The sequence below is a fragment of the Streptomyces morookaense genome (genome assembly GCF_013030945.1).
Classification (GTDB): domain Bacteria; phylum Actinomycetota; class Actinomycetes; order Streptomycetales; family Streptomycetaceae; genus Streptomyces; species Streptomyces morookaensis.
Genome location: NZ_JABBXF010000067.1, coordinates 29,828 through 46,236, shown reverse-complemented (window position 1 = coordinate 46,236; position 16,409 = coordinate 29,828). Strand labels below are relative to the sequence as shown.

The following is a 16,409-nucleotide window of genomic DNA, read 5'->3' as shown; positions in this document are numbered from 1 at the left end:
CGGTCGGGGGTGGCGGCCTCGGTGGGCGGCGATGTTCCGGCGCACCCCATGGGTGGGCGTTTGTCCGAAAACCGTCAGCTGACACCCTCTGCGCCGGATCTGCCCGGCCGGCATGTTGACGCGCCGGCCATGTCCGAAATATTCGCGTAACAGTTCCCGGCTAGCGTCCGCGCCGAGGAGGGCGTACGCATGCACCACAGCACCCGCACCGGCACCGGTACCAGAGCCACTGGTATACGGATCCGCCCGGCGGCATCCGCGGACCTGACCGAGCTCACGGACATCTACAACCACTACGTGACCCACACCCCGGTCACCTTCGACATCGAACCCGTCGCAGCCGAGCAGCGCCGCGCCTGGCTGGAAGCCCACCCCGGCACCGGCCGCCACAGGCTGCTCGTCGCCGAGGAGGCGGGCCGCGTGCTCGGATACGTCTCCAGCAGCCCCCTGCGCCCCAAACAGGCCTACGAGACGTCGGTGGAGACCAGCATCTACCTGGCCCCCGGGCACACCGGCCGCGGCCTCGGCGGCAAGCTCTACAGCGCACTCTTCGAGGCCCTGGCGGGCGAGGACGTCCATCGCGCCTACGCCGGCATCACCCAGCCCAACGAAGCCTCCGTCAAGCTGCACGAACGCTTCGGATTCCGCCCGGCCGGCGTCCACCACCAGGTCGGCCGCAAATTCGGCACGTTCTGGGACGTCGCCTGGTTCGAGAAACCGCTCGGCTGACGCGGCTTCCGGTGGCGCGGCTTACGGGTGAACAAGCGAGCTTCCGGGTGTCACCGTCCGGAACCCGAGGAAGAGACCCGGGGACGTGGAGACGGATTGCTGGGACGGTTGCGGAGGAGAGCACTGTGGACATGCCGGCGGTGACGGTCTGCCAGGTCGGGGAATGCGCGTACAACCAGGAAGGCGCCTGCCACGCCCTGGCCATCACCGTCGGCGATGCCACGCACGCCGTCTGCGACACCTACTTCAGCTACCCGGGGAGGGGCGGCGACGCCGCGTCCACCGGCCGCGTCGGCGCCTGCAAGGTCGTCGGCTGCCGGCACAACGTCGATCTCGAATGCCAGGCCCCCGGCATCACGGTGGGCTCGGTGTGGGCCACGGCCGACTGCCTGACATACACCGCGCGGTGACGCCGGCCTGCGCTTTCCCGGGGTGAGCCGGGAAAAACTCGGACGACAGCCGGCAGTCCGGCTGTTAGTTTTCCGCCTCATGGAACCACTCGGCGAAAACGCCATACGCGCCTCCTTCATCAACTGCTCGAAGGGCGAAGCACGCAGGATCAACCTCCCGCGGGAACTCTCCGAACTCCCCTGGGGCGACCTCGACTTCCTGGGCTGGCGCGACCCGGGAGCCCCCGACCGCGGATACCTGGTGACGCAGCGCGGCGAGCAGACCGTGGGCATCACGCTGCGGGTGCCGCAGGGCGGCCCGCGCAGTTTCACCAAGACGACCATGTGCTCGTTCTGCCTGACCGGCCACCCCGGCTCGGGCGTCTCCCTCCTGGCCGCCCGCAAAGTCGGCGCCTCCGGCCGTGACGGCAATACGGTCGGCGCCTATATGTGCGCGGATCTGGCCTGCCCGCTGTATGTGCGAGGAAAGAAGCAGTCGGCGCTGGTGCACCGCTACAAGGAGTCCCTGTCGGTCGAGGAACGGCTTGCCCGTATGCAGGGCAACCTCGACGAATTCCTGGACAAGATCCTGCAGGGCTGACCGCAGGCCGCGACCGCGGGGCTCAGCCTTCCCTGCCGATCAGCTCGCAGGCGCGGCCCACGGCGGCCAGCGCCTCGGCCGCCCGGCCGGGATCGGCGGCGACGACGTCCAGCGCGGTGTCCGCGAACTTGATCACATGCTCGTCGCCGTGCGCCGCCGCCCGCTCGAACGCCTCCTCGGGGGTGGGCGGCGCGGCGGTGGAGGAGGCGAGCGGCGAGGCGGGTGCGTACGCGGCCGTGACCACAGCACTCGCCTGCCACGCCGCCGCACAGCTGGCCACCCACAGATCGCGGGGGAGCGCGGGCAGCGTGCGCAGGACGGCGCCGGGCGCGGTGGCGGCGTGCACGAGCATGACCGGATTGCCGTGGGCGTGGTCCGCGTACCGGCAGGTCGCCTCCCGCACCAGCTCCGCCAGCAGGTCCCGGGCGTCGTCGGGACCGGACGGCGCCCGCAGGGCGCCCGCCGCCGCGGGCCAGCCCGGCGTGGCGGAGAGCCGGCCGACCCGGTCCAGGATCCCGCCCTCCTGGCGGGGCAGGGGCGGCACGCCCGCCAGCGCCTCGGCGGCAGGGACGGTGCCGGAGGGGACGGCGGGCGGGTCCAACGGCAGGTGCCGGGCCGCCCAGTAGCCGAGCGCGTGCCCCAGCTCGACGGTGCGCGATGCCCCGGCCCCGTCCGTGAGGAGGGTCCGCACGGCGTGACCGACGCGGATCGCAGGGTGCGTGGCACCTGCCAGAATGCCGGGCAGCAGCCGGGGCCACCATGTCGCCAGCACATCCTGCCAGGGGCGCTCGCCCAGCTGATCCGTGAAGTAGGCGATCCAGTCGGCGAGATGCCGCGGATCGCCCAGTGCTTCACGCCAATTCACCTCGCCGATCGAGAGGTTGGTGCGCGGCGGCATGTCCTCGAGCTTGTGCCGGTAGCCGTCGATCCAGCCGTGGACGTCCGGCGCATGCCCGTGCCGGGCGAGTGCCTCGACGGCCATGGGGGCGTGATTGGAGAGCCACCCGAGATGCTCGGGTCCGGTGCGGTGAAGCCGGTCCAGGGCCTCGTCGAGTGTGCCGTCCGCTGGTGCAGTCGCCTCTGATTCCCTTGATTCCGTCATGGGGGCACGCTAGGCGCGCAAGCCCGGTCCGGGTAACGGTCGTTGGACGTACATCGTGCGACCGGGACCAGGTCCGGCACGAGTGCTGGTCCCCGGAGGGTCGCCTCGGGCGGCGCAACGGGAGAGGCTGTTGCGGGGGGTGGGGTCAGCTCTCGACCGGGTACCGGCTGGTGATCGCGAGGCGGTTGAATGCGTTCATCAGGATGGCCAGCCAGACGATGCCCGAGATCTGGCCTTCGGTGAGTACGGCCGCGGCGGCGCTGTAGTCCTTGTCGCTGACGTGTCCGTCCGACACGCGTGTGACGGCCTCGGTGAGGCGGAGGGCGGCGCGTTCGGTCTCGGAGAAGTAGCCGGTCTCTTCCCATCCGGGCAGTACGGCGATCCGGTCGGGGTTCTCGCCCATCTGGAGGGCATCGCGGGTGTGCATGCGCAAGCAGAACGCGCAGCCGTTGATCTGGGAGGCGCGGATCTTCAACAGCTCGACCAGAAGCGGGTCGAGGCCCACTGCGGCAGCGGCCTCCTGCACCTCCGACGACAGGGCGGTGAGGGCCTTGTAGGCGGCCGGGTGCTGCTTGGCGATGTTGACGCGCTGGGGGTCGTTCATTGTTCCTTCGATTCGTCGCTCGTTTGCTGTCTCATCAGGGAGACGAAATAGCCCCGGCGGGTGTGACAGCTCAGACGTGCACGAGTTTGTCGGGATTGACGACCCGGCGGTACGCGGTGATCAGACCGTCTGTGATCTGGACCGTGTCCACGGAGTGGACCCGGCCTTCTCGGTGGAACACCAGGGCGAGCTCGCCGCCGACCTCGGCGAAGTCGATACGGTCCGGATGCCACCGGCGCCCCACGCGCACCATGACCTCGGCGATGCGCTCACCGCCGTGGATGAGCTTGCGCGCCGCGGACACATTGCCGCCACCATCGGTGACGAAGACCGCGTCCGGGTGCAGGAGCCCGACCAGGCCGGCCAGGTCCCCGGCCTCGTACGCGGCGCGGAAAACCTCGAGGACACGTTCGCGCTCCGCCTTCGACGCCTGCGGCACGGACTGCTTCGCCTTGGCCACCCGCCGTCTCGCCCGCGAAGCGAGCTGCCGGGCGCCCGGCACGGAGACGTCCAGCACTTCGGCGATCTTGCCGAACTCAAGGCCGAAGACATCGTGCAGGACGAAAGCCACCCGTTCCGGCGGGCTCAGCTCCTCCATGATCAGCAGCATCGCCGAGCTGACGGACTCATCGACGAGTACCGGCTGCGACGCGTCCGGACCCGTCAGCAGCGGCTCCGGCAGCCACGGCCCGACATAGCTCTCCCGACGGACACGGGCACTCCTGAGAATGTCGTACGACCGCCGCGCGGCCACCGTCACCAGCCAAGCCCGCAGGTCACCGATGTCCCGCAGATCCGCTCCGGCGGCCCGCAACCATACATCCTGGGTCACGTCCTCGGCATCGGCCACACTCCCCAGCAGCCGGTACGCCGCACCGAAGACCGCGGGCCGGTGCCTCTCCCATCCGGCTCCGAGCAAGTCCTCCTGCTCGGACCACATGGACCCGTGCCCGTCACCCATACAGATCGCAACCTCCTCCAGCTCGCCGATCCAGCGTAACCATCCGAACCCGAACCATCTCCGCGCCACCGACGGGCACGGTCCCGCACCCGTGCGGTCATCCCGCAGAACGGTGCAGCAACCGGCTCGAGCAGCGGCGCGGCCCGGCTGCACGACCGGACGCCGAGCAACAGACAGCCCCTGGGCCTGTTCCTGTTTTCACGCTGTCGGGTCCCAGAGTCCCGCGGCCTCGCCGCGGGCCAGATGCTCGGCGTAGACGTCGACCTTCCAGGTGATGACGGAACGGCACTCCTCCAGCGCCGTGATCTGCGCATCGACGCGCCGGCGGTGGGCGTCCAGGAGTTGCAGACGCTCCGCCTCGTTGCCCGGCCCCTGTCGCACCAGCTCGGCGAACCGTTTGAGTTCGGCCAGCGGCATACCGGATTCCCGCAGCTTGACGCAGATCAGCAGCCATTCGACATCGCATGCGGCGTAGCGCCGCCGCCCGCCCGTACTGCGCCGGACCGGTCCGACCAGCAGGCCTTCGCGCTCGTAGAAGCGCAGTGCGTGCACACTGAGCCCGGTCCGCGCGGCGACCTCGCCGATGCTCAGAGGTTCCTCACGGGTCTCGGAGCGCGTCTCGGCACGTGTCTCGGAAGTGATCATGCGGCCCAGCCTACGACTTGATCTAGACCTCACTCCAGATCGTAGCGTCAGCGGCATGACCACCACTCAACAGCAGCCGCTCGGCTCCCCGTTCTCCGCCGCGAGCACCGCCGCGGACGTCATGGCCGGCATCGACCTCTCCGGCAAGACCGCCGTCGTGACCGGGGGATACTCCGGACTCGGCCTGGAAACCACCCGCAGCCTGGCAGCCGCCGGGGCCCACGTCGTCGTCCCGGCACGTCGGCCCGACGTCGCCCGCACCGCGCTCGAGGACGTGGAAGGCTGCGAGATCGTCCCCATGGATCTGACCGACCTCGGCAGCGTGCGCGCCGCGGCCGCGCAGATCGGCGACTCCCTCGGCCGGCTCGATCTCCTGATGGCCGTCGCGGGCGTCATGGCCACCCCGGAGCGGCGCGTCGGACCCGGCTGGGAAGGCCAGTTGGCCGCCTGCCACCTCGGGCACTTCACCCTCGCCTGCGAGCTCTACCCGCTCCTGGCCGCCGCCGACGGCGCGCGCGTCGTCGTCAACAGCTCCGCCGGACACACCCTGACCGACATCCGCTGGCACGACCCGCACTTCCGCACCGGCTACGACAAGTGGCTGGCCTACGGCCAGGCCAAGACCGCCAACGCCCTGTTCGCCGTGCATCTCGACACCCTCGGGCGCGACGACGGTGTTCGTGCCTTCGCCCTCCACCCCGGCAAGATCATCACCGGTCTGCAGCGGGAGATGACGCTCCAGGAGCAGATCGAGCGCGGATGGGTGGACGAGCACGGCAAGGTGATCGGAGACGGGTTCAAAACACCTGCGCAGGGCGCCGCCACCGGTCTGTGGGCAGCCACGTCCCCGCTCCTCGACGGCCGTGGCGGGCTCTACCTCGAGGACTGCGAGGTGGCGCGCGTTGCCGGCCCCGGCCGTCCCATGGACGACGGCGGCGTCCGCGCGTACGCCATCGACCCCGGCGCGGCCGCACGGCTCTGGGACCTGTCCGTCGCGGCGACCGGCGCCATGCCCGTTCCCGGGCGGCGGGAACTGTCCTGACCTCCCGAGGAGTTGTTCGCACATGCGCAGACGCTACGGCACGCCGTAGCCACGGACAGAATGGGGAAAACGGTGAAACTGTTGCTGCTCGGAGGCACCGACTTCGCAGGCCGCGCGGTGGCGGAGACCGCGCGGGACCGGGGCTGGGACGTGACCGTCTTCCACCGGGGCCGACACCCCGCGCCGCCCGGCGTGCACGTCCTCAACGGCGACCGCACCGCACCGGACGGGCTCGCACCGCTGGCCACCGGCACATGGGACGCGGTCGTCGACACCTGGACGGCCGCCCCGCGTGTCGTACGCGATGCGGCCCGGCTGCTGTCCGGCCGTGTCGGCCGCCACGTCTACATCTCCACCCGCTCGGTGCACACCTGGCCCATGCCGGCGGGTCTGGACGAGGACGGCCCGGTGGTGGACGGCGACCCGGACGCCGAGTCGGTCGACTACGGGACCGACAAGCGCGGCGCGGAACTCGCCGTGCTCCGCGAGTTCGGTGACGAGCACAGCCTCCAGGTCCGCGCAGGCCTGATCCTGGGCCCCTGGGAGAACATAGGCCGCCTGCCGTGGTGGCTGTCCAGGATCGCCCGCGGCGGCCGCGTCCTGGCGCCGGGCCCACGGTCGACCCCGCTGCAGTACATCGACGTCCGCGACATGGCCGCATGGATCCTCGGCGCCGTGGAAGCGGAACTCCACGGCCCGTTCAACCTCGTGAGCCCGCCGGGGCACACCACGATCGGCGAACTGCTGGACGCCTGCGTCCGGGTGACCGGCTCGGACGCGGAACTGGTGTGGACCGGCCCCGAGGTGATCGAGAAGGCCGGTCTCTCCGGCTGGACCGACCTGCCCATCTGGTGCGCGCCGGGCAGCGAGGGCCACACGGCCATGCACTGCGCGGACGTCTCCCGGGCCCTGGCGACGGGCCTGCGCTGCCGCCCGGCCACGGACACGGTGAAAGACACGTGGGCGTGGCAGCAGACGGTGCCCTCCGGGGGCGTGGGGCGTCCGGGCATCGGCCTCACGGAGGAGGCGGAGGCGAGGGCGCTGGCGCTGTGCTGAAACGGTCAGGCGGTGTGGGGTGCGAGGAGTTCGTCCCAGTCGTGCTGCAGAGTGCGGTACTCGTCCTCGCACTGCCTGGCCCGTTCTCCTACCGGCGCCGGCGCCGCGGAACCGTGCAGGTAGCAGCGGTAGTTGGCGGCACGCACCGCATCCGGAGCGTGCCCGTCCTCGTCCTCGGTCTCGTCCTCGTCCGAGGAGTCGGTGTCCTCCCGCGCCTCCCACGCATAGTTGTCGGCGGCGGCGAGCAGCCCCGCCCGGCCCTCGGCACCTTGCGGGATCATCCGGTAGGCCGCGAACCGGTCGGCGGCGTCCTCCTCCGACCCGTCGATGTCCAACTCCAGTGTGTCGACGAGCGCGTGGGCGGCCTCGTGGTAGAGCGACTCGGTGACGACGCCTGCTGTGCGCGCGTCGGGGTCGGAAGCGCCTGCCTCTTGGAAGGCGGAGCGCACGCGGCCGACGTACTCGTAGCACAGGACGATCCGGCGGGTGTCCGGGTCGTACTCGGGGTAGTCGTCGTCGCCCGTGCAGCTACGGTTGACGATCCGGATCCGCTCGGGCAACCGCAGGGCGCCGTTGAGGTCCGCGGCCACTCTTTCCGGCAGCGCGCGCGTCCGCAGAAACCCCCGCTCGTCCGCCGCGCTGCCGCCGGGTGCGGGGGCCTTGTACGAGACGGACACGCCGCCTTCAGGCTCGGCGGATGCACCACCGCAGCCCGTGGCGAGGAGCGCGCAGAGGGCTGTGACGGCGAGAACGCGGGCGCGGGGATGCATGGGGAAATTTTTGCCCGACGGCATTCCTCCCGCAAAATCCGCTCCGGCGCGTCATACGGTGCCGGCGCTGTCCAGGAACCGGAACAGCACGGCGGCCTCTGCGCGAAGCTCGGTGGCCCGATCGGCGTGCACGGCAGCCGTCAATTCCGCTGCAGCGTCCAGCCGTTCCTCGGCCTCGGCCCGCACGATTTCCGCGACACGGCCCTCGCTCAGTTCACACCGCACCGCCTCGGTGGCCCCGGCGCCGATCGGCGAGTGTTCCAAGGCCGAACCACGCAGCTCCGATTCGGCCACGGGCACCGCCTCGGCATTGTCCAGCGCGGCAAGGGCCGAACGCAGAACCCTCACGGTGACCTTGTCACGGGCGCGCATGGCTTCCGGCAGCGCTTGACGCATACGAACACGTAAAGACATGTTGTCGATCGTAAGGTGGTGGGTCCCGGATCGACAACGGAATACCCTGCGCGCCCCTGGCATCTGCTTCGGGGCGGGCGTCTTCGCGGCCCTCAGTCGAGACAGAACTCGTTGCCCTCGATGTCCTGCATCACGATGCACGACTCGTTTTCCTCGTCGGCGGGCAGCAGTTGCACGCGTACCGCGCCGAGCGCGACCAGTCGTGTGCATTCGGCCTCGAGTGCGGCGAGGCGCTCTTTCCCCACGAGCCCGGTGCCGACCCGCACATCAAGATGCACCCGATTCTTGACGACCTTGCCCTCGGGAACGCGCTGGAAGAAAAGTCGCGGGCCCACACCCGAGGGGTCGATGCAGGCGAACGCCGCACCCTGTCGCTCGGGCGGGAGCGAGCGATCGTAATCGTCCCAGGCAGCAAACCCTTCGGGCGGTGGCGGTACGACGTACCCCAACACCTCGCACCAGAAACGAGCGACGCGTTCAGGTTCTGCACAGTCGAAGGTGACTTGGACCCGCTTGATCGATGCCATCGGATCACCATAGTGGCGTGTGCTGTTCGCCGTCGATTGTCGCCTGCCGCATCGGCGGCAGCTCGGACGTACCGGAGCAGCCGCCGGCCGGCGTCGCCGCATCGGCGACCCGGCCGGCCGCTGTCGCGCGGAGAAGGCCTGGGCCTTCCGTCAGGGTGCTATGGACGAGGTCCAGCGGTACCCCGGTTGGCCCCGGTGACCGGTACGCGGTGCTTCATCGCACGCCGGGGCCCGTGTAAGCGCCGATGTTCGGCGTGTGCGGAGGTATCGGGTTGCCGAAGTAGTCTCGCCCACCGTTGTCCGCCACGGATGTCCCGGCGTCGAGGGCGGGTGACCCCGCTCGCAGGCGCAAACCGCCGGCAGCCTCGGGTGAGGTCGCGGTGCCGGGCGCCAGCAGCCGGGGATCAGCGGTCACCGCGTGGGAGTCACCGGTGGGCGGGGACTGCACGCCGTAGTAGAGGTTGTGGTCGTAGTGTCCGCGCGTGTCGTTGATGGCCGATCCGGCCGCGCGGCCCACGAACACATTGTCCGTGAAGCGCAGTACGGGGTCACCCGACTGCGAGATCACGTTCTCCGCGTCCGGGGTGTAGAAGGTGTTCCCGTACACGTGCGTCCCGTCGACGGGACCGCAGAACAAATTGATCACGGAGATCCGGTCGCCCCAGGGGAAGGTGCCCGAACCCTTGTCGTCCTGGCTGATGTTGTACCGGAACACATTGCCCTTGGAGGTGGCTCCCGGGTCGTTGCACTCGGCCAACGCCCCGCCGCTGTTGCCGTGGCTGAAGTTGTACTCGAAGACCGTGCCGACATTTGCGGTCTCGAAAAAGAAGGCCTGGGCCGGCAGGGAACCCGGCACGCTCGACACATCGTTGAAGCGGAACACTGTGCCGTCCGAGTTGTACGCGAAGAGCCCCGCGCTGTACTGGGTCGTGCGCATCGAGTAGTCCCGCACGACATTGCGTTCCACCCGGGCGTTCTTGGCGTTGTAGATGCCGATGCCATCGCCCCCGATATCGGTCAGGCGATTGTCGAGCACCCTCACCCGGGTCATCGGGACATAGCCGGCCCCCCGCCCGTCGGGGTACTCCGCACGGCGTTCCCAGTCGGAGGACGTGCCAATGGCCTGGCGGTCGACCCTGGTGAGGGCGTTGTGCTGGACCACGACGTCATCGAATCCCGTCGGCTGCCGTGTCCCGGCCGCCTTGAAGACGATGCCTCCGCTGGGGTCCTTCTGGTGCGGGTTCTGGCACTCGCATCCGTTCACATCGTGCACGTCGACGTTCTCCACCACATAGTGGCTGCCGGTGCCGAAGTCCGTGAGCACCACGTAGATCCCGAACCGGAGGTCCTGCGGCCCGGGCGGCCCACCATGATTGGAAAGATCCAGGTCGCGGAGTTCCCAGCCCTGGACGTCGCGCAACAGCACCGCCGCCTGCGCGCCGGAAGCAGCGATTTCGGGCTTCGCCCCGGTTCCGTACGCACCGACCGTGATCGGCCGCCCCGGCGCGCCCGAGCCCTTCGGCGCGAGGGTGCCACCGCACTGGGTACCGCGGCGCAGCACAAGGCGGTCCCCGGGCCGGAAGGTGACCGAACTGGCCTTGTCGAGGGTCTTCCAGGCGTGTCCGGGGTCCTTGCCCGAGCTCCCGTCATCGCCGTGCGCGCAGTCCAGGTAGTAGGAGTTCGGGGGCGAATCGGCGCCGGCCTGCTGCACCGCACCGGCACAGCCCAGCGCCAGGACGGCTGCCGCCGTCAGGGCCCCTTTCCGTAAATGTGCTCCGATCATCTCTCCCCGCCTTTGCCTCGGTTCATCGAGTGGCCGCCGGGCGGGTGCAAGGCTTTGCTCCACGGCACACGCCCGGGGTCGTCGGCATGGTGAACGGCATGGCTGGAGGAGATCTCGAGCCGTACTCGCGGCGGACGGCCCCATCACTGCGGCCCTGACCGAGGGAGCTCCTGACTCTGCGGCGGCAGAAGCGGCGGCACGGCGTGACAACCGGGTTTCACCGCGTGGGCCGGGTCGAGGGCGTTGCGGACGATGCGCAGGGTGATGTCGTCGTAGACGGCGTTCACGTGGTCGGTGAAGTCGAGCGAGCACACGTCCTGTGTCACGACGTTGGTGACACCGGGCGCGGCCGGGAGCCGGGCCTCGGACGTGGAGATCAATCCGTCGGTGCGGGAGATGATGGTGGTGTACTCCACGGCGGGCCGGGTGTAGCCGCCTTCCGCGGTCTCGCGCATGAAGGACGAGCCGGCGGTGAAGTCCACGCACGCCGCGCAGTCCAGTCGCACGACGTTCGGCATCCCGGGGATCCTGGCGACCAGAGGGAGCAGGCCGTACAGGTGCACGCCCCGGCTGGCGGGCTCGATGCCGACCATGCGGCCCACCTTGGTCTCGCCGCCCAGACGGTTGATGTAGTAGAGGGGGAGCAGCCCTCCCTGGGAGTGGCCGACCAGGTCCACTCGCGAGGCGCCGGTCGTCGCGAGCACCTTGTCGACGAAGGCGGAGAGTTGGAGGCCCGAGGTGCGCATCGGCCCGAGCTGCTGGAAGGGGCTGCCGTCCGTGCCGCCGTAGTCGAAACCGAAGACGCAGTAACCGTCCTTGTGCAGTTGCGGTGCAAGCCGTGACCAGTTCGCGTACGAGTTCTCCAGCGTGCCGTTCACCAGCACGACCGGCCTCGGGCGGGTCTTGCCGGGGCGGCAGCCGGGCTCGTTGACACCGGCCGGAACCGCCTGGGGATGAGCCACCGAATACAAGAAGGCCGTCGTCCAGTTGTTCTGTACGGGACCCGTCTCGGGCGATGCGGATGCCGATGCGGATGCCGATGCCGCTGTCGTCGAGGTGAAGGCCAGCATCGCGGCCGTCGCCATGATCAGGGCCGACGGGACGAACCTGTGTGGCCTGCGCCACTTCCCTCTGGGACGCATGAGAGTGACTTAACACAAGTGGCCGCAGTGCAGGTCTACTTGTAGGAGAGCAACGTCTTGTGAGTGATGCCGCAGCGCCTGGACGGGGGCTACGAAACCGTACTATCCGAAACCGTGAAATCCGAACCCGTTCCGTCGGAGCAGCGGTCCGCGCTGCTCGCGCTGCAGCGTGCGACGCATGCCACGCTTCAGCTGATCGCCGCCGAGCTCGTCGATCTCGATCTGACCGCCTCCGAGATCAACGCCCTCGCCAACCTCGCCGACGGGCGCGGCCGTACCGTCTCCGAGCTCGGTGCCGCCGTCGGCACCCGGCCCACCACCCTGACCGGCGTGCTGGACCGTCTGGAGCGGCGCGGCCACATCACCCGCGGCACCCGTGCCGGGGACCGGCGCTCCGTGCTGATCGAGTTGACGCCCGACGGCCGGCTGGCCGCCGACACCGTCCAGCAGACCCTGGCCGACCTGGAGCACCGCGCCCTGGGCAGGCTCTCCGCCGCCGAAGTGGCCGGTTTCCACGCCGTCCTCCAGGCCCTGACCAAGGCGTCCGTATGAGCACATCCCCACCCGGCCCCGCCGGCCCGTCCCCTTGGCAGCCCGCCCGGTCCCAGGGGTTCCCCTCATGCGCGTCCTGATCATCGAGGACGACCCCGAGCTGGGCCCCGTCCTCACCACCGGCCTGCGGGACGCCGGCTTCGCCGCGGACCTCGCCCCCACCCTCGCCGACGCCGACCTCAAACTCGCCGTCAACACCTACGACTGCGTGGTCGCCGACCGCATGGTGCCCGACGGCGACGCCCTCGCGCTCCTCGGCGCCCTGCGCGCCCGCGGCTCCACGCTGCCCGTCCTGCTGCTCACGGCCCTGGACTCGATCGACGACCGGGTCGCGGGCTTCGAGCACGGTGCCGACGACTACCTCGTCAAACCCTTTGCCTTCGCCGAACTGGCCGCCCGCGTACGGACCTTGTGCCGACGAGGCCAGCCCAGCCGCCCGCCGCTGCTGCGGACCTCGGACCTGGAACTCGACCTCCCGCGGCGCCGAGTACGCCGGGCCGGAACGCTGCTGAGCCTCACCGCCAAGGAGTTCGCCGTCCTGGAGGTGCTGATGCTGCGCGTCGGCGAAGTGGTGACCCGCACCGAGCTGATCGAGCGCTGCTGGGACGAGTCGAGCGAGCCGATGTCCAACGTCGTGGACGTCCTCATCGGCCAGCTGCGCCGCCGCCTCGGCGAGCCCCGGCTGATCGAGACCGTACGCGGCGCCGGTTACCGCCTCGCGGCCCCGGAGGCGGACGGCTGATGCCATCGAGGCCACCGAGACCACCAAGACCATCGCGACCCCGAATACCGCTGATACCGCCGATGCCACTGATACCGCGCAAGGCGTCCCGCGCCGCGACACAACTGCACCGCAGCCGCTGGGTGACCACGCTGCTGTTCGCCGCGACCACCGCCCTGTGCCTGGTGGCCCTCGCGACGTTCGCCGTCCGGCTCGACGCCGACTCCCGCAACGCCGCCCTGGACCACGAGGCCGGTGTCCGCGCGATCGGCCTGTCCCGCGCGGTCTGGTCCGAAGCCGGAACCGTACACCTCGAACCGCTGCGCGAGGACGAACTCACCGAAGGCGTCGAGTCGGTCACCATTCTCCGCCGGGGCACAGGAGGGGCCCCCGACGCCCGCGTCGCAGCCGGGGACAGGGCGGCCTTGCCCGACCGGGCCGACCTCGGCAGGATCTGGCAGCGGCTGCTGACGGACCAGGAAACCGTCATCCGTTTCACCGCACAGGCCGACGACGGCCGGCGTCTGCGCTGGGCGGTCTCCCCGGTCTGGGACCAACGCATCGACGCCGCCGTCCTCGTCGGCCTGGACCCCGCCCGGCAGGAGCACGCCCACCACGCGCTCGTCCAACGACTCGCGCTCGGCTGCGCCGCCCTGGTCGCCGTCGCGGCGACGGCCGGGCACCTGCTGTCCCGGCGCGCGATGCGGCCCGCCCTGCAAGGGCTGGACCGGCAGGAGCAGTTCCTCGCCGAGGCCGCCCACGAACTGCGGACCCCGCTGGCCACACTGCGCCTGGTGGTGGAGCAGGGCACCACGGCCCCGGACCGCGCACCGGCCGCGCTGGGCACGGCACTCGGCCTCGTCGACCGGCTGAGCCGGCTCGTGACGGGGCTGCTGGCCCGGGCACGGGTGGAGGCCGGCATCCAGGAGGCCGAGCTCACACCGCTGCGGCTGGACCAGGTCGTCGAGCTGACCGTCGACGAACTGCCCGACCGCACAGGAGTCACCGTCCACACCGAACCGGCGGTCGTACGCGGCGACCCGGAGCTGCTGGCCCAGGCCGTGCGCAACCTCGTCGAGAACGCTCTGCGGCACGGCGGCACGGAGCCCCGCGTCGAGGTGACCGTCGCCCGAGGCCTGGTCGCCGTCCGCGACCACGGCCCGGGCGTGCCGCTCCAGGACCGGGACAAGGTCTTCCACCGCGGCGTCAGCGGCGACGGCGGCGGATCCGGTACGGGTACGGGCCTGGCCATCGTCCGCTGGGTCGCACAGCTGCACGGCGGCACCGCCCGCCTCTCGGACGCCCCCGGCGGCGGCCTGCTCGCCGAACTGCGGCTGCCGCCGCACGAGGAGAAGCGCGCCGGATGACCACGGTCGTCCTCCCGCCTCATCTTCATCTCATGAAGCGTTCGCCAAGGTGAGCGCATGACTGCACGCTCCCGTCCCCGTTCACGCCCCCGCCCGCGCACGGTCGTCCTCGCCGTGGCCGCCGCCGTCGCAGCAGGCGCCGTGACGTACGCACTGCCCGCCCGCGGCTCGGCGCCCGCGGCGGACGGGCCGCCCGCGGTCGTCCGCGTCGACCAGGCCGGCTACGCCGTGGACGAGGCCAAACAGGCCTTCGTCATGGGTCCCGAACAGGACCTGGACGGTGCCGGGTTCAAGCTCGTCGACGCACACGGCCGCACCGTCCGCACCGGCCCCCTCGGCCCGCGGACCGGGCGCTGGAACCGCACCTACACCAGCGTGCGCACCGTGGACCTCTCGGCCGTCGACACCCCCGGCACCTACCGCATCGAGCTGACCGGCACGGCATCCGGAAGCTCGCCCGCCTTCACGATCGCCGCCGCCCGCGACCTGATGACCCCGCTGGTCCAGGACAACGTCCGGTTCTTCCGGGCGCAGCGCGACGGCGCCGACGTGCCCGCGGACATCCTCTCCCGCAAGCCGTCCCACCTGGCCGACCGCCGGGCCACGGTCCACGCCGCCCCGCACTACGACCGGTCGGGCAAGAAGCTCCTCGACGAACGGCTCACCCCCGTCGGTGGCCAAGTCGACGTCTCGGGAGGCTTCTTCGACGCCGGGGACTTCCTGAAGTTCACCCACACCACCTCCTACTCCGTCGCCGAACTCCTCCTGGCCCGGCGTTCGATGCCCGGGGCGGCGGGGCTGTCCGCCGAGACCCGGCACGGGCTGGCCTGGCTGGACAGGATGTGGGACGGCAGCACGGGCACGCTCTACGCGCAGGTCGGCATCGGGGCCGGGAACGACACCGTCCGTACCGACCACGACGTCTGGCGCCTGCCCGAGGCCGACGACGCGCTCGACGTCCCGCCCGGCCACCCGGACCGCACCATCAAGGACCGCCCCGTCTTCCGCGCCGCCGAGCCCGGCGCCCCCATCAGCCCCAACCTCGCCGGAAGAATGGCAGCCGTCTTCGCCCTCGCCGCACAGCAGACGGCGCACGACGACCCCGGCGCCGCCAGAACCTGGCTGGCGAAGGCCGCAGCCGTCTACGAGCACGCCGACACCGCGCCCTCCGGCACCCTGGTCACCGTGTTCCCGCACGCCTTCTACCCCGAGGAAGTCTGGCAGGACGACATGGAGTTCGGCGCCACCGAACTCGCCCTGGCGGCACAGGCCCTCGGCGACGACCGCGCCGACGCGTGGCGCCGGCAGGCCGCCGGCTGGGCCAAGGCCTACCTGGACTCCGACGACAAGGGCACCCTGGGCGTCGCGGACGTCAGCGCCCTGGCCCACACCGACCTGCTCACCGCCCTCAACGGCTCCGGCACACCCGGCATTTCCCCCGACGCACTGCGCGCGGACCTGCGCCGCCAGCTCGACGAGGGCATGGCACGCGCGGCGAAGGACCCCTTCACGGCGGGCGCGGTCTACAGCGAGGCCGACGCCGTGCCCCACACCTTCGGGCTCGTCGCCACCGCCAGGCTCTATGCGAAGGCCACCGGCGACCACCGCTACGACGCCTTCGCGGCCCGGCAGCGCGGCTGGGCACTGGGGGCCAACCCCTGGGGAACGTCCTTCATGGTGGGTGCGGGCGAGACCTTCCCGCACTGTCCCTCGCACCAGGTCGCGAACCTCGCGGGAAGCCTCGACGGCACGGGTGCCATCCTGCGCGGGGCCGTGGTCAACGGCCCCAACTCCGCGAAGGACCTGGACGATCCGGACAGCCTGAACACCTTCCCCACGATGAGGAAGTGCGTGGCGAACCCTCCGGGCGGCGCCTCCTGGCGTGACTTCGACGGCAGGGGCGCCGGCTACCGCGACCGGATGGACGCCTGGCAGACGGCCGAACCCGCGCTGGATTTCACGTCGGTGGCCCTGCTGGCCTTCGCCCTGACCGCGAGCTGAACC

The 16,409-nt window shown here is 70.8% G+C and carries 18 protein-coding genes; 9 read left to right on the top strand and 9 right to left on the bottom strand.

All coding sequences use genetic code 11. The features are described 5' to 3' along the window. Positions 1–189 precede the first annotated feature (189 nt). From HG542_RS25540 to HG542_RS25530, 3 genes are all read left to right on the top strand, one after another. Complete coding sequence (locus tag HG542_RS25540) at positions 190–729, top strand: GNAT family N-acetyltransferase (protein ID WP_171085353.1); 540 nt, start codon at positions 190–192, stop codon at positions 727–729. Positions 730–860: 131 nt separating this feature from the next. Further along, entirely contained in the window at positions 861–1,139 is a 279-nt protein-coding gene (locus tag HG542_RS25535; RefSeq protein WP_171085379.1) for a DUF1540 domain-containing protein, read from the top strand. A gap of 79 nt (positions 1,140–1,218) precedes the next feature. Beyond that, positions 1,219–1,719: an FBP domain-containing protein gene (locus HG542_RS25530; RefSeq protein WP_171085351.1), complete on the top strand. Its 501-nt coding sequence runs from the start codon at positions 1,219–1,221 to the stop codon at positions 1,717–1,719. Between the two features lie 22 nt (positions 1,720–1,741). On the opposite strand, the gene HG542_RS25525 is transcribed toward HG542_RS25530, so the two are convergent. From HG542_RS25525 to HG542_RS25510, 4 genes are all read right to left on the bottom strand, one after another. Further along, positions 1,742–2,821 (bottom strand): questin oxidase family protein, encoded by a 1,080-nt coding sequence (locus tag HG542_RS25525; protein ID WP_171085349.1) that lies wholly within the window; start codon positions 2,819–2,821, stop codon positions 1,742–1,744. Positions 2,822–2,966: 145 nt separating this feature from the next. Next, complete coding sequence (locus tag HG542_RS25520; protein WP_171085347.1) at positions 2,967–3,425, bottom strand: carboxymuconolactone decarboxylase family protein; 459 nt, start codon at positions 3,423–3,425, stop codon at positions 2,967–2,969. Between the two features lie 70 nt (positions 3,426–3,495). Then, entirely contained in the window at positions 3,496–4,386 is an 891-nt protein-coding gene (gene sigJ, locus HG542_RS25515) for an RNA polymerase sigma factor SigJ (protein ID WP_171085345.1), read from the bottom strand. 198 nt (positions 4,387–4,584) lie between these two features. Beyond that, the gene (locus HG542_RS25510; protein ID WP_171085343.1) at positions 4,585–5,031 is read right to left on the bottom strand and encodes a MerR family transcriptional regulator; all 447 of its coding nucleotides are present in this window, start codon (positions 5,029–5,031) and stop codon (positions 4,585–4,587) included. Between the two features lie 55 nt (positions 5,032–5,086). On the opposite strand from HG542_RS25510, the gene HG542_RS25505 reads away from it, so the two are divergent. Together HG542_RS25505 and HG542_RS25500 are read left to right on the top strand one after the other, a co-directional pair. Further along, a complete protein-coding gene (locus tag HG542_RS25505; RefSeq protein ID WP_171085341.1) occupies positions 5,087–6,073 on the top strand; it encodes an SDR family NAD(P)-dependent oxidoreductase in 987 nt (328 codons plus the stop codon). A gap of 72 nt (positions 6,074–6,145) precedes the next feature. After that, the gene (locus tag HG542_RS25500) at positions 6,146–7,129 is read left to right on the top strand and encodes an NAD-dependent epimerase/dehydratase family protein (protein WP_227727623.1); all 984 of its coding nucleotides are present in this window, start codon (positions 6,146–6,148) and stop codon (positions 7,127–7,129) included. Positions 7,130–7,134: 5 nt separating this feature from the next. On the opposite strand, the gene HG542_RS25495 is transcribed toward HG542_RS25500, so the two are convergent. The 5 genes from HG542_RS25495 to HG542_RS25475 all read right to left on the bottom strand — a co-directional run bounded on the left by HG542_RS25495 (position 7,135) and on the right by HG542_RS25475 (position 11,765). Beyond that, positions 7,135–7,899: a DUF4344 domain-containing metallopeptidase gene (locus HG542_RS25495; RefSeq protein ID WP_171085338.1), complete on the bottom strand. Its 765-nt coding sequence runs from the start codon at positions 7,897–7,899 to the stop codon at positions 7,135–7,137. A gap of 51 nt (positions 7,900–7,950) precedes the next feature. Then, the gene (locus tag HG542_RS25490) at positions 7,951–8,271 is read right to left on the bottom strand and encodes a GatB/YqeY domain-containing protein (protein ID WP_229922815.1); all 321 of its coding nucleotides are present in this window, start codon (positions 8,269–8,271) and stop codon (positions 7,951–7,953) included. A gap of 134 nt (positions 8,272–8,405) precedes the next feature. Next, on the bottom strand, positions 8,406–8,840 hold the full coding sequence (locus HG542_RS25485; RefSeq protein WP_171085333.1) for a VOC family protein: 435 nt from the start codon (positions 8,838–8,840) through the stop codon (positions 8,406–8,408). A gap of 214 nt (positions 8,841–9,054) precedes the next feature. After that, the gene (locus tag HG542_RS25480; RefSeq protein WP_171085332.1) at positions 9,055–10,623 is read right to left on the bottom strand and encodes a right-handed parallel beta-helix repeat-containing protein; all 1,569 of its coding nucleotides are present in this window, start codon (positions 10,621–10,623) and stop codon (positions 9,055–9,057) included. Between the two features lie 143 nt (positions 10,624–10,766). Continuing rightward, positions 10,767–11,765 carry an esterase/lipase family protein gene (locus tag HG542_RS25475; RefSeq protein WP_171085331.1) on the bottom strand — a complete coding sequence of 333 codons (999 nt, stop codon included), beginning with the start codon at positions 11,763–11,765 and terminating at the stop codon, positions 10,767–10,769. Positions 11,766–11,879: 114 nt separating this feature from the next. Here HG542_RS25475 and HG542_RS25470 point away from each other — a divergent pair, with 114 nt between their 5' ends. From HG542_RS25470 to HG542_RS25455, 4 genes are all read left to right on the top strand, one after another. After that, positions 11,880–12,317: a MarR family winged helix-turn-helix transcriptional regulator gene (locus HG542_RS25470; RefSeq protein WP_218039076.1), complete on the top strand. Its 438-nt coding sequence runs from the start codon at positions 11,880–11,882 to the stop codon at positions 12,315–12,317. Positions 12,318–12,384: 67 nt separating this feature from the next. After that, positions 12,385–13,059: a winged helix-turn-helix domain-containing protein gene (locus HG542_RS25465; protein WP_171085330.1), complete on the top strand. Its 675-nt coding sequence runs from the start codon at positions 12,385–12,387 to the stop codon at positions 13,057–13,059. Between the two features lie 62 nt (positions 13,060–13,121). Then, positions 13,122–14,405 carry a sensor histidine kinase gene (locus HG542_RS25460; protein ID WP_171085328.1) on the top strand — a complete coding sequence of 428 codons (1,284 nt, stop codon included), beginning with the start codon at positions 13,122–13,124 and terminating at the stop codon, positions 14,403–14,405. A gap of 57 nt (positions 14,406–14,462) precedes the next feature. After that, positions 14,463–16,406 (top strand): glycoside hydrolase family 9 protein, encoded by a 1,944-nt coding sequence (locus HG542_RS25455; protein ID WP_171085326.1) that lies wholly within the window; start codon positions 14,463–14,465, stop codon positions 16,404–16,406. Positions 16,407–16,409: the final 3 nt, after the last annotated feature.